The sequence below is a fragment of the Pseudomonas sp. KCJK8993 genome, assembly GCF_046230915.1.
Classification (GTDB): domain Bacteria; phylum Pseudomonadota; class Gammaproteobacteria; order Pseudomonadales; family Pseudomonadaceae; genus Aquipseudomonas; species Aquipseudomonas piscis.
This window is the reverse complement of record NZ_JBJJLO010000073.1, coordinates 22,070-33,391: the sequence shown is the minus strand read 5'-3', so window position 1 is coordinate 33,391 and position 11,322 is coordinate 22,070. Positions and strand designations below refer to the sequence as shown.

General features: G+C 64.8%; 14 protein-coding genes. 9 read left to right on the top strand and 5 right to left on the bottom strand.

The genetic code is table 11. From position 1 onward, the window contains the following. The 4 genes from ACK6AU_RS21100 to ACK6AU_RS21085 form a co-directional block, all read left to right on the top strand. The coding region (locus ACK6AU_RS21100; protein ID WP_409301156.1) for an MFS transporter at positions 1-1,286 on the top strand (1,286 nt) is incomplete at its 5' end. Between the two features lie 13 nt (positions 1,287-1,299). Then, on the top strand, positions 1,300-2,631 hold the full coding sequence (locus tag ACK6AU_RS21095) for an LLM class flavin-dependent oxidoreductase (RefSeq protein WP_409301160.1): 1,332 nt from the start codon (positions 1,300-1,302) through the stop codon (positions 2,629-2,631). A gap of 62 nt (positions 2,632-2,693) precedes the next feature. Next, on the top strand, positions 2,694-3,032 hold the full coding sequence (locus ACK6AU_RS21090; protein WP_185697967.1) for a YegP family protein: 339 nt from the start codon (positions 2,694-2,696) through the stop codon (positions 3,030-3,032). Positions 3,033-3,206: 174 nt separating this feature from the next. Beyond that, positions 3,207-3,710, top strand: a complete 504-nt coding sequence (locus ACK6AU_RS21085; RefSeq protein WP_185697968.1) for a hypothetical protein — start codon at positions 3,207-3,209, stop codon at positions 3,708-3,710. A gap of 67 nt (positions 3,711-3,777) precedes the next feature. Here ACK6AU_RS21085 and ACK6AU_RS21080 read toward each other — a convergent pair whose 3' ends face one another. Further along, on the bottom strand, positions 3,778-4,665 hold the full coding sequence (locus ACK6AU_RS21080) for a dihydrodipicolinate synthase family protein (protein ID WP_185697969.1): 888 nt from the start codon (positions 4,663-4,665) through the stop codon (positions 3,778-3,780). A gap of 34 nt (positions 4,666-4,699) precedes the next feature. Further along, positions 4,700-5,482 carry an aldolase gene (locus ACK6AU_RS21075; RefSeq protein WP_409301153.1) on the bottom strand — a complete coding sequence of 261 codons (783 nt, stop codon included), beginning with the start codon at positions 5,480-5,482 and terminating at the stop codon, positions 4,700-4,702. Between the two features lie 161 nt (positions 5,483-5,643). Between ACK6AU_RS21075 and ACK6AU_RS21070 the strand changes: the two genes are divergently transcribed. Beyond that, positions 5,644-6,186 (top strand): helix-turn-helix domain-containing protein, encoded by a 543-nt coding sequence (locus ACK6AU_RS21070; protein WP_185697971.1) that lies wholly within the window; start codon positions 5,644-5,646, stop codon positions 6,184-6,186. Between the two features lie 136 nt (positions 6,187-6,322). On the opposite strand, the gene ACK6AU_RS21065 is transcribed toward ACK6AU_RS21070, so the two are convergent. Continuing rightward, a complete protein-coding gene (locus ACK6AU_RS21065) occupies positions 6,323-7,342 on the bottom strand; it encodes a DUF4917 family protein (protein WP_409301158.1) in 1,020 nt (339 codons plus the stop codon). A 157-nt stretch (positions 7,343-7,499) separates the two neighbouring features. Here ACK6AU_RS21065 and yiaY point away from each other — a divergent pair, with 157 nt between their 5' ends. Next, a complete protein-coding gene (gene yiaY / locus ACK6AU_RS21060; protein ID WP_185697972.1) occupies positions 7,500-8,648 on the top strand; it encodes an L-threonine dehydrogenase in 1,149 nt (382 codons plus the stop codon). Between the two features lie 43 nt (positions 8,649-8,691). On the opposite strand, the gene ACK6AU_RS21055 is transcribed toward yiaY, so the two are convergent. Next, complete coding sequence (locus ACK6AU_RS21055; protein ID WP_409301150.1) at positions 8,692-8,976, bottom strand: type II toxin-antitoxin system RelE/ParE family toxin; 285 nt, start codon at positions 8,974-8,976, stop codon at positions 8,692-8,694. After that, entirely contained in the window at positions 8,966-9,205 is a 240-nt protein-coding gene (locus ACK6AU_RS21050) for a CopG family ribbon-helix-helix protein (protein WP_068582179.1), read from the bottom strand. The genes ACK6AU_RS21055 and ACK6AU_RS21050 overlap by 11 nt, the downstream gene beginning before the upstream one ends. A gap of 196 nt (positions 9,206-9,401) precedes the next feature. Between ACK6AU_RS21050 and ACK6AU_RS21045 the strand changes: the two genes are divergently transcribed. The 3 genes from ACK6AU_RS21045 (at position 9,402) to fos (ending at position 11,292) form a co-directional block, all read left to right on the top strand. Continuing rightward, positions 9,402-10,142: a hypothetical protein gene (locus tag ACK6AU_RS21045; protein ID WP_185697974.1), complete on the top strand. Its 741-nt coding sequence runs from the start codon at positions 9,402-9,404 to the stop codon at positions 10,140-10,142. 148 nt (positions 10,143-10,290) lie between these two features. Next, on the top strand, positions 10,291-10,872 hold the full coding sequence (locus tag ACK6AU_RS21040; RefSeq protein ID WP_409301148.1) for a hypothetical protein: 582 nt from the start codon (positions 10,291-10,293) through the stop codon (positions 10,870-10,872). Positions 10,873-10,875: 3 nt separating this feature from the next. Beyond that, positions 10,876-11,292: a fosfomycin resistance glutathione transferase gene (gene fos, locus ACK6AU_RS21035; protein ID WP_185697976.1), complete on the top strand. Its 417-nt coding sequence runs from the start codon at positions 10,876-10,878 to the stop codon at positions 11,290-11,292. Positions 11,293-11,322: the final 30 nt, after the last annotated feature.

Sequence of the window (11,322 nt, the reverse complement as noted above, 5' to 3'; positions counted from 1 at the left end):
GCGTGCAGTGGGTGATCAACGGCTTCATCCTGGCGTTGTCCAGCTTCATGGTGCTGGTGGGGCGGCTGGCCGACCTGCACGGTCGCAAGCGGGTGCTGTTCATCGGCCTGAGCGTGTTCGGCCTGGCTTCGCTGGCGGCGGGCCTGGCCGGGCAGATCGATACCCTGATCGCGGCCCGGGTGCTCCAGGGACTGGCTTGCGCAGTGCTCTACACCGCCTCGGGCGCCATCGTCTCCGCCACCTTCGACAGTGCCGAGCAGGGCCGGGCCTTCGGCGTGCTGTTCGGGGTCAACGGCGTGGGCCTGGCGGCCGGGCCGGTATTGGGCGGGCTGATTACCAGCAGCTTCGGCTGGCAGTGGATCTTTTTGATCAATGTGCCGTTCGTGCTGCTGAGCCTGGGGATCTGCAGCTTCAGCGTCAGGGAGTCGCGAGCGGCGCAGGCCGGGGTCCGGCTCGACGGCTGGGGCGCCTTGCTGTTGCTGATCGGCCTGCCGAGCCTGGTGCTGGTGATCGTCCAGGGCGCGGCCTGGGGCTGGGGATCGCCGCCGGTGCTGGGCCTGGCCCTGTTGGCGCTGCTGGCCCTGAGTGGGTTCCTGGTGGTGGAGCGGCGGGTCGCGGCACCGATCATCGACCTCAAGCTGTTCGCCAACCGGCGTTTCGTCGCGGCAGTGGTGGCGAGCTTCAGCCTGGCGGTGTTCTATTGCGTGGCGTTCTTCGTCATGCCGCTGTACCTGGCGCAGATCCGTGGCGCCTCGGTGCAGGCCAGCGGCCTGTTGCTCTTGCCCACCACCCTGGGCGTGGCGCTGCTGTCGCCGCTGGTGGGGCGCCTGGTGGACCGCAAGGGGCCGGGGTTGCTGATCAAGGCCGGGCTGGCGCTGTTCATCTTGTCGGCGCTGTTGCAGGCCGGGTTCGAGCGCCAGACGTCGTTGCCCTACCTGCTGGGCGCCTTCGTGGTCATGGGCCTGGGTTGGGCGAGCATCCTCGGGCCATCGACGGTGCTGGGGATTTCCTCGGTGCCCCAGGAGGTGGGGTCGGTGGCCATGGGGTCGCTGATGACCTTGCACAATGTCGGCGGCGGTATCGGCTTGGCCGTGGGCGTCGGCTTGTTCCATCAGTTTGCCGCTACGCCGGCGGGCGATGCCCAAGCGGCCTTTCTCAACGGCTACCAGGTGGTGATGGGCTTCCTGGCATTGACCAGCCTGCTGGCCTGGAGCGCGGTGAGCCTGTTGCTGCGCGCCGCGGCTGTCCCGGCGCCGGTGGCGCAGGAGGAGGCCAGCCGTGGCTGAGCGTGGCGGGCAGATGGGGCTGGGGGCGTTTCTGTCCGGTTCCGGCGCCCATGGCGGCAGCTGGCGCCATCCCCTGGCGGATGCCGATGCGTCGTTGAATTTCGCGCGTTACCGCCACTACGCGCAAACCCTGGAGCGGGGCTGTTTCGATGCCCTGTTCCTCAACGACAACGTGGCGGTGGGCGAGCTCGACCCGCGGGTGCTGGCCCACAGTTCCTACAGCCTGCGCTGGGATCCCTTGACCCTGCTGCCGGCCCTGGCGGTGGTGACCCGGCATATCGGCCTGATCGCCACCGCCAGCACCTCCTACAACGAGCCGTACAACCTGGCGCGCAAGTTCGCCTCCCTGGATCACCTGAGCGGCGGGCGGGCCGGCTGGAACCTGGTGACCGGGCTGATCGGCGGCGAGAACTTCAACCATCCCCAGCCCCCCGACCATGACCTGCGCTACGAGCGGGCCGAGGAGTTCTTCGATGTGGCCAGCGGCCTGTGGGACAGCTGGGCCGATGATGCCTTTCCCCGGGACAAGGCCAGCGGCGTGTGGCTGCACCCGCACCGTATGCACCTGTTGCAGCACCGCGGCCGGCACTTCCAGGTCCAGGGCCCGCTGAATGCGCCAAGGCCGGTGCAGGGCTGGCCGGTGATCGCCCAGGCCGGCTCCTCGGGACCGGGGCGCGAGCTGGCGGCACGCTGCGCCGAACTGGTGTTCACCGCCCAGAGCGACCTGGTCCAGGCCAAGGTTTTTTATGCCGAGCTCAAGGAACGGCTACCCCATTACGGGCGGCATGCCGGGCAGTTGAAGATCTTCCCGGGGATCGCTCCCACCGTGGGCCGCAGCCTCAACGAAGCCGAGGAGAAGTACCAGCAGTTGCAGGAGCTGCAGGATCCCCAGGCGCAGCTCAAGGCCTTGTCCTACTTGCTGGACCTGGGCATCGACCTGTCGCGCCTGGCGCTGCATGCGCCCGTGCCGTTGCCGGACGACGGCAGTTCCACCGAACGCCACCAGAGCCGGAGGCAACTGGTGGTGGAGCTGATTCGCCGGGAGCGGCCGACCGTGGCCCAGTTGCTGCGCAGCCTGTCCGCCAGTGGGCATAAGGTGCTGGTGGGCACCCCGGAGCAGATCGTCGATGAACTGGTTACCTGGTACCAGGAGTACGCCGCCGATGGCTTCAATGTGCTGTTCACCCACCTGCCGGGGGCCATCGACGACTTCGTCCGGCTGATCACCCCGCAATTGCAGCGGCGTGGCCTGTTTCGCCAGCGCTATACAGGGCGGACCTTGCGCGAGCACCTGGGGCTGGCGCGGGTGGAGAACCGTTTTTTCAGGGCAAGAGAACCTGGCTGAATCGTTGTGAGGAGCTTTACTCCGTAGGCGCGACACCTATCGATCAGCCAAGGAGCGACAGCATGTCTGGATGGTATGAGTTGAAGAAAAGCAGCAACGGCCAGTTTCGTTTCGTGCTCAAGGCCGCCAATGCCGAGGTGATCCTCACCAGCGAGCTGTACACCACCCGCGCGGCGGCGGAAAACGGCATCGCCTCGGTCCAGGCCAACAGCCCGCTGGACGAGCGCTACGAGCGCAAGAGCGCCAAGGACGGCAAACCCTATTTCAACCTCAAGGCTGCCAACCACCAGGTCATCGGCAGCAGCGAGTTGTATGCCTCGGAGGCGGCTCGGGACAAGGGCATCGCCAGCGTCAAGAACAATGGCCCGACCCACAACATCAAGGACCTGACGGCGGCCTAGCCAGCCACTGGGCCTGGTCGTCCATGGGACGGCCAGGGCACCGGATGCGGTTTCCTGGCGGCGGAATTTTGTCGACGAGCCCCAAGCGGTTTATCCTGCGCGGATCATCCGGCAGCGACGACCTGTCGAGCCAGGGTGAGGCTTTCGAACATTGTCCAAGGGAACTGCGACATCATGCTTCGTCCGTTGATTGTGCTGCTCGCGTTGTTGACGCTGGGCGGCTGCCAGGCCTGGCACAGTTTGCCTGCCGTGCAACTTGAGTCTGTGCGCGAATTGCCGGTGATCCACGTCAGCGGCATGGGCGACCTGGCGTCCGCGCCGCTGCGCGAGGCGCTGGTCCGGCGCGGGGCCTTTGCCGACGTGCAAAGGGGCCACGATCCTGAGGGCTACAACGTCATCGTCCTGGCCCAGAGCGATCTGGAGGACCAGCACAACCTGCCCCTGACCCTGCTCAGTGCCTGCACCCTGTTCATCGTGCCGGCACCGGTGAGCTGGAACAGCCAGATGATGTTCCACTTAAGCCGTGGCGATCGCCCATTGGCCAAGTACATGATCGACAACCGCACCCGGGCCTGGCGTGGGCTGTTCAATCCCGATGGCGGGCGCAACGAGCATCTGCAGCGCATCGCCGACGACTTCATCGCGCAGATGCGCAAGGACCCCAGCTGGCGCGAGTAGCGCCGTGGCACCCGGCATCAGGCCCGAGCGGTTCGCACCGTTCGGGCCTGATGCTTTCAGCGGCAGTTCAAGCCAGCTGGTGCAACAGCCCCTGCAATTGCTGGCGTGCGGCCTGGGCCAGGGGGAACACCGGCCGGCGCGGTTCGCCGGCGGCCAGGCCGGTGAGCTCCAGGCCGGCCTTGACCGTGGCTGGCAGGCCGCCCTTGAGAATGAACTCCAGCAGTGGCAATTGCCGGTAGAACAGGGTGCGGGCGCGCTCCAGGTCGTTGTCGCGCATCGCCTGGTAGAGGTCGAGGTTGAGCTGCGGGATCAGGTTCGCCGCCGCGGTGCACCAGCCCCGGGCGCCGGCGGCGAAGGCTTCCAGCGCCAGGGGGTTGCAGCCGTTGTAGAACGGCACCTGGCCTTCGCCTAGCAGTTGCAGTTTGTGCATGCGCTGGATATCGCCGGTGCTTTCCTTGACCAGGGTGACGTTCTCCACGCTGTGGAAGATCTTCAGGATCAGCTCCACCGACATGTCGATGCCGCTGGTGGCCGGGTTGTTGTAGAGCATGATCGGCACGCCGATGCTGTCGCCGATGGCCTGGTAGTGGGCGAGGATCTCGGCCTCGCCGAGCTTCCAGTAGGAGGCGGGCAACACCATCACCACATCGGCGCCCTGGGCTTCGGCGAAGCGCGCGCGGCGGATGGCCTTGGCGGTGGTCAGGTCGGAAACGCTGACGATGGTCGGCACCCGCCGGGCCACGTGGCGGATGCTGAATTCACTGACCTGTTCCCATTCGGCGTCGCTCAGGTAGGCGCCTTCGCCAGTGCTGCCCAGGGGGGCGATGGCATGTACGCCGGCGTCGATCATGCGATCGATGGAGCGGCCGAGGGCTTCCAGGTCCAGGCCTTCGCCGTGGGCACTGAAGGGGGTGACGGTGTAGCCGATGATGCCGTGAATGTTCGGGGTGGACATGGTGCAACTCCTGCAAGGCATGAAAGGGGGCGGATCAGTTCAGGCAGTCGGCGTGTCGTTTAAGGTTTTGCCGGGCGTAGTAGTTGAAGGCGGCGCCGTGGCGCTTGGGCTTGGAAATCCAGTCGTGGGCTTCACGGCCCAGCTCCGGGAGGATCGGCTTGATGCTGCCGGCAGCCATGGCCAGTAGTTGCAGGCGCGCCGCACGCTCGATCAACTGGGCGATCACGCAGGCTTCCTCGATGCTGGCGCCGGTGGACAACTGGCCGTGGTGCGACAGCAGGATCGCGCGCTTGTCGCCCAGGGCCGCGGAGATGATCTCGCCCTCCTCATTGCCCACCGGCACGCCCGGCCAGGCTTCGAGAAACGCGCAATCCTCGTACAGCGGGCACAGGTCCATGTGCGAGACCGCCAGCGGTACTTCGAGCATCGACAGCGCGGCGACGTGGGTCGGGTGGGTGTGGATGATGCAGTTCACATCCGGCCGGGCGCGATACACCCAACTGTGGAAGCGGTTGGCCGGGTTGGGCATGCCGTGGCCTTCCAGGACTTCCAGGTCCTCGTTGACCAGCAGCAGGTTGCTGGCGCTGATTTCGTCGAAGCCCAGGCCCAGTTGCTGGGTGTAGTAGGTGCCTGGTTGCGGGCCGCGGGCGGTGATCTGCCCGGCCAGGCCCGAGTCGTGGCCGTGCTCGAACAGGATGCGGCAGGTCAGGGCCAGCTTTTGCCGGTCGGTCCACGTATTATCCGCCAGGGTATTGTGCATCTGGGTCAGGGCTTGCTTGACCAGTTGCTCCTTGGGCAATGCTAATGTCTTGGCCATTTTCGGGGTCCTTTGATCGGTGCGATGGACGTCGGGTCTACGGCTCACCCGCTGCTTGCGAGGTCGTTGGGTGAGTGCGAATGACACTAAAGAGGCTATATGACACTTTGTGTCATTGGCAAGCACCAATCGTTGTTTCCTAGATGGATTAATCGTTCTACATGTCTATCCGTTTGAAATTATTGAGAAAAAAACTTGGCGTGACCCTGGAGGCCCTGGCCGAGAAATCCGGCATGACCAAGAGCTACCTGTCCAAGGTCGAGCGGGGGCTGAACACGCCGTCGATTTCCGCCGCGTTGAAGCTGGCCAAGGCCTTGAACGTCAAGGTCGAGGAACTCTTCGCCGAGGACAGCATCAGCCTCGACAGCTACAGCCTGGTGCGCAGCCACGAGCGCCAGTCGCTGGCGGCCGATGACCAGGCCCCGGGTTATGCGGTGCTGGCCCATCAGGTCAGCGAGCGCAACCTGCTGCCGTTCATCATCTACCCGGCCCGGGAGTTCAGCGACAAGACCTTCAAGGAGCACCTGGGGGAGGAATTCCTGTTCGTCCATGAAGGCCGGGTGGAAGTGGATTTCATGAACGAACGGGTGGTGCTGGAGCGTGGCGATGCGCTGCATTTCAACGCGCAGAAACCCCACCGCATCCGTTCCCTGGGGGACGAGCAGGCGCAGTTGCTGGTGGTGGTGCACAGCGCCGAGGAGTGATGCGCTACACCGCCGCTGCTGGGCTGGCGAAGCTGTGCCAGGGCTCACAGGGCCTTGCGCCAATCTCGTTGATCGTGCGGCCGCTGCGCGCCCGTGCGCAGCCTGCGGCTACACGGGGCGTTTGTGGCCGATTGGCTCAGCGCTCTACCGGGACTGCCAGCGCCGGGTCGCCCAGGGCGTGGGTCCTGGAGTCGAAGAAGCGCAGGTTCAACTCCACGCCTTCGAACAGCTTGGCGTAGTGGCGCTTCTGGTGCTGGACGAACGCCGGGCTGCGCGGATAGACGGAGAGGGCCAGGGTGTCGGCGCCGCACTGGCGGATCGCCTGGGCCAGGTGTGCATCCTGGGGCCCGAGGTTGTGGCCGAAGATGCACAGGGCACCCTGGTGGTCCAGGAGTTGCTGGTAGCAGAACGACAAGTAGTCGCTGCCGCGGATGGTCTTGAGCTTGTCCGCCAGGGGGCCTTCGTTGACGAACAACGGCACGTCGTCCAGCGTCTTGAGGGTGTTGTTGATGGCGAAGCTGCCCAGCAGCGTGCCTTCGGTGGAGGTCAGCTTGCGTGTGCTGCCATCGAGGTTGCGTACCAGGTGCAGGCCACCGTGCAGGTACAGGATGCGGGTTTCAGGGGGGTGGGGGCCGGCCAGGTCGAAGGCCGGTTCGCTGCCCTGGAACAGGTCGTTCAGGCCCTGGGGGGCATGCTGCACGGCCCAGTAGTTGAGCAAGTCGTAGTTGCTGGTGAATACCGTGGAATATTGCCGAAGTTCGCCGTTGATCGCCGCCAGGCTCTCGGGTTGCACCAGGCTCCAGGGAATGTGCATGGCGTGCACGCTGTTGATCAGCGCTTCCTTGATCGCGTAGTAGCGGTTGCGCGGTGCCGCCGAGCTGATGGCCAGGGCCTTGTTGACTCGGCTGGTGGTCTTCAGCGCGCCCAGGACCTGCTCGAAGCTGCGGGTCTGCAAGGCCTCGAACACGCTGAGCTCGGATTGGCCGAGGGGTTTTTCCACGACGCCGCGGACATTTTCGAACAGCGAGTCGTAGGCGAAGTCTTTCCACACCGCCCGGCTGGCGCCGTTGCCGATCAGCAGGCCGGTGAACCGGGTGCTTGCGCGCAGGGCATTCCAGTCTTCAAGTTGGGCATCAAATTCCTGGAAATCCTTCATCGCGGTCATCGGTCTCGGGGCTGTAGGTGGTCGGGGCGCGACTTTATCACGACCGACCCTTGCGCCAGATCAACAACATCAGTGACCGATCGGTCGATTCTGTTCCACGGACATTGAATCGACACCCTGAACGGGGCCCCCGCCTGGAGATTTCCTGATGAGTAGCACCTTCTTCATTCCAGCCGTCAACATCATGGGCATCGATTGCCTCGACGAGGCCATGAGCGCCATCCGCAACCATGGCTTTCGCAAGGCGTTGATCGTGACCGATGCCGGGCTGGCCAAGGCTGGCGTGGCCGGGATGATCGCCGAGAAGCTGGCCATGCAGGACATCGACTCGGTGGTCTTCGATGGCGCCAAGCCCAATCCGAGCATCGCCAACGTCGAGCAGGGCCTGGCCCTGCTGCGGCAAGCCAAGTGCGACTTCGTGGTTTCCCTCGGAGGCGGTTCGCCCCATGACTGCGCCAAGGGCATCGCCCTGTGTGCCACCAACGGCGGGCATATCAGCGACTACGAGGGCGTCGACCGTTCGAGCAAGCCCCAACTGCCGCTGGTCGCCATCAATACCACCGCCGGCACCGCCAGTGAAATGACCCGCTTCTGCATCATCACCGACGAGTCGCGCCACGTGAAAATGGCCATCGTCGACCGCAACGTCACGCCGCTGCTGTCGGTCAACGACCCGGCACTGATGGTGGCGATGCCCAAGGGCCTGACCGCCGCCACCGGCATGGATGCCCTGACCCACGCCGTGGAGGCCTATGTGTCCACGGCGGCCAACCCGATCACCGATGCCTGCGCCTTGAAGGCCATCAGCATGATCAGCCACAACCTGCGCCAGGCGGTGCATGACGGCGGCGACCTGGTTGCGCGGGAGAACATGGCCTATGCGCAGTTCCTGGCGGGCATGGCCTTCAACAACGCATCCCTGGGATTCGTGCACGCCATGGCCCACCAGCTGGGTGGCTTCTACGACCTGCCCCATGGCGTATGCAACGCGGTGCTGCTGCCCCATGTACAAAGCTTTAACGCGACGGTCTGCGCCGCGCGCCTGACCGATGTGGCCCATGCCCTGGGTGCGGATATTCGTGGCTTCAGTCCGGAAGAGGGGGCCCAGGCGGCGATCACCGCGATCCGTACCCTGGCCCGTGACGTGGAGATTCCGGCCGGCCTGCGGGAGCTGGGCGCCAAGCTGCAGGACATTCCGATCCTGGCCGCCAACGCACTGAAGGATGCCTGTGGCCTGACCAACCCGCGTCCCGCGGAGCAACGGCAGATCGAGGAGATTTTCCGCAACGCCTTCTAAAAGGGCAGCGCCGAGCGAATTGGGCCCCTGCCGTTGCAGGGGTCTACCAGCGCTGCGGAGGCTGGCGGCGAGTGTGGAAGATGCGCAGTATCTGCAACCGACTACCGCGCACTCGATAGGGAATCAGATAAGGCCATCCAGGCACGACCCATTCTCGGGTACCGGGTAGCCGACCTTCGCGCCCGCTGGCCGGAAAACGGGCCAAATGCCCGATGCCAGTGAGCAGGGTCTCCACGAACTCCCTGGCGGCTTCAGGATTGTCCTGGGCCATGTAACGCGCCTCGTCATCCAGGTTTTTCAGGGCTGTTCGCAGCCACTCAATGTGCATTGCCGGTCCATTTACCCGTGATGGCCGCTACTTCCTCCGCGCTGGCGAAATCCCCCGCATCAGCTTCCCCGAGCGCCTTTTGGATCTCCTCGATCTGCCAGGCCTCCCGGGCGAGGTATTCACGCAACGCATCCACCGCCAGGAACGACTTGCTACGCCCTGTCGCTTTCGCCAGCAGAGCAAGGGTTTCAGCCATTTCGTCGGGCAGGCGCAGGGACATGATGGACATAGCGTTCTCGTTGTAGTGATGTGTAATACAACATACTACTCCGTCATGTCGTGGTTGCGAGGTCGCCGTTCGTCAGGCCTGGAGTGGTGATCGGTCCATGCCAGGATGGGTGATTTCCTTCACTGATTGCATTGAAAGCGGCGGTTCCACGGAGGATAGTGCGGCCCTTGTCTGCCCTCGTCACAAGGAGCCGTGAATGATCCGTCCATCGTCCCTGATCCAGATCCTGGGTGGCATCGGGTTGCTGTTGGGCAGCGCCGCGGTCGCCGCCCAGTGCCTGCCGCCGCCACGCAATGCCCAGGTGCCGGGGTTTTCCCTGTGCAAGGAGTGGCCGGCCTTCGCAGGCCAGAGCATCAGCCTGCTGGCCGAACTGACGCCGGATCCGACCGTGGCCGATGCCTCCGATGACGGCTCCTACGATCTGCAACTGGCGGTGCTGGATCGCCAGGACGCAGAGGTGCTGGCCAGCTACCGCCAGCCGGCGGCCTTCGTCTCCGATGCCATCCACCTGGACAGCCTGAAGCTCGACACCGGACGCTTCCAGCTGGCCCCGCAGGTGCGTGCCTTCGGCGTCAGGGCGGCGTTCTCCGGCTCTTCGCGGGTCAATCCGTTCGATCAGGTGCTGCTCAGTCTCTATGTGCGCGAAGGCACCAGGCTGCGTCCGGTGATGGAGAAGTTCGTGGCCTATTCCTATAGCGGCGAGTGGGATGGGCAATGCACCGGGCAGCGGGTCGAGACCACCCGTACCCTGGATATCGCCAAGACCGGCAGCCACGGCTATGCCGACCTGATCGTGCGCTCGGTGAGCGTCACCACCCTCGGCGAAGGCCAGGGCGAGCAGTGCCAGTCCCGATCCGTCACCAGCAAGCCTGTGCTGACCACCCTGCATTACGATGGCCAGCGCTATGTGTTGCCCAATGAACTGAACGGGATGTGAAGGCGTATCGATGAAGCGCTGTGGAGCTGGCCTTGGACTGGCGTTATTGGGTTTGTTGGTGGTCACGGCGGCCCGGGCCGACTGTGATGGCCGCGTCGATGTTCCTGGGGCGTTGCATGTTTGCAAGGCCTGGCCTGCGCAGCCTGGGATGAGCATCAGTGCCCGGGCGACCCCGATGCCTGGGGATGGCGACACCCGCAGCTATAGCCTGGATGTGGCCCTGGTGGCTGATGACTCCGGTTGGACGGTGGCCAGCAACTACAAGGATTCGGCACTGTTCTGCGATGCGGTGGCCGTGCAGGGTATGCAGATCGATACCGCGCGTTATCGCTTGAACCAGGCGGAGCAGGCCTTTGGCCTGCGGGTTCTTTACAGCCACGACTCCAACGCCGCGCCCTACGAGAAATCCGTGCTGACTCTCTACCGGCGTGAGGACAAGGAAATCCTGCCCTTGCTGGAAGGGCTGGTGGTGGCTGAGCGCTCCGGTGAGTTCGGCTGGGAAGGCCAGTGCTCGGGGCATTCCCGGGCGATGCGCCGGACCTTGCAGATGGGCCCTGGCCAGCGTCATGGCTACGCCGACCTGATCGTGCGTACCCGCGAAATCAAGACTGAGCGTTTCAAGGGCCGCGACGGTTGCGACAGTCGCGACCTGCCTGCCCGCAACAGTACCCTGACCTTGCACTACGACGGTGTGCGTTATCCGATTCCCAACGCCTTGAAAGGATCCTGATCGATGCTGACCGGCCTCAACCACCTGACCCTGGCGGTCACCGATGTGCCCCGCAGCCTGGCCTTCTATCATTCACTGCTGCAACTGCGCCTGGAGGCCAGTTGGGATGGCGGCGCCTACCTGTCCCTGCCAGGACTGTGGTTGTGCCTGTCGCTGGATGGGCAACGCCAGGCGCCTGCGGTGGCCGACTACACCCACTATGCGTTCAGCCTGGAGGCTGGCGATTTCGATTCCTTCGTCCTGCGCCTGCGTGAAGCCGGAGTGCGGGAGTGGCGCGACAATCGCAGCGAGGGGGCTTCGTTCTATTTTCTCGATCCGGACGGGCACAGGCTCGAGGCCCATGTGGGCGACCTGGCTTCGCGCTTGCAGGCCTGTCGCCAGCGGCCCTATGCCGGCATGCGTTTCTATCCGGCCGACTAGCAGCACAGCATCCTGATCGACAGTTGAACA

Coding starts and splice junctions, on each gene's coding strand:
- ACK6AU_RS21095 (WP_409301160.1), top strand. CDS start 1,300: ATGGGGCTGGGGGCGTTTCTGTCCGGTTCCGGCGCCCATGGCGGCAGC.
- ACK6AU_RS21090 (WP_185697967.1), top strand. CDS start 2,694: ATGTCTGGATGGTATGAGTTGAAGAAAAGCAGCAACGGCCAGTTTCGT.
- ACK6AU_RS21085 (WP_185697968.1), top strand. CDS start 3,207: ATGCTTCGTCCGTTGATTGTGCTGCTCGCGTTGTTGACGCTGGGCGGC.
- ACK6AU_RS21080 (WP_185697969.1), bottom strand. CDS start 4,665: ATGTCCACCCCGAACATTCACGGCATCATCGGCTACACCGTCACCCCC.
- ACK6AU_RS21075 (WP_409301153.1), bottom strand. CDS start 5,482: ATGGCCAAGACATTAGCATTGCCCAAGGAGCAACTGGTCAAGCAAGCC.
- ACK6AU_RS21070 (WP_185697971.1), top strand. CDS start 5,644: ATGTCTATCCGTTTGAAATTATTGAGAAAAAAACTTGGCGTGACCCTG.
- ACK6AU_RS21065 (WP_409301158.1), bottom strand. CDS start 7,342: ATGAAGGATTTCCAGGAATTTGATGCCCAACTTGAAGACTGGAATGCC.
- yiaY (WP_185697972.1), top strand. CDS start 7,500: ATGAGTAGCACCTTCTTCATTCCAGCCGTCAACATCATGGGCATCGAT.
- ACK6AU_RS21055 (WP_409301150.1), bottom strand. CDS start 8,976: ATGCACATTGAGTGGCTGCGAACAGCCCTGAAAAACCTGGATGACGAG.
- ACK6AU_RS21050 (WP_068582179.1), bottom strand. CDS start 9,205: ATGTCCATCATGTCCCTGCGCCTGCCCGACGAAATGGCTGAAACCCTT.
- ACK6AU_RS21045 (WP_185697974.1), top strand. CDS start 9,402: ATGATCCGTCCATCGTCCCTGATCCAGATCCTGGGTGGCATCGGGTTG.
- ACK6AU_RS21040 (WP_409301148.1), top strand. CDS start 10,291: ATGAGCATCAGTGCCCGGGCGACCCCGATGCCTGGGGATGGCGACACC.
- fos (WP_185697976.1), top strand. CDS start 10,876: ATGCTGACCGGCCTCAACCACCTGACCCTGGCGGTCACCGATGTGCCC.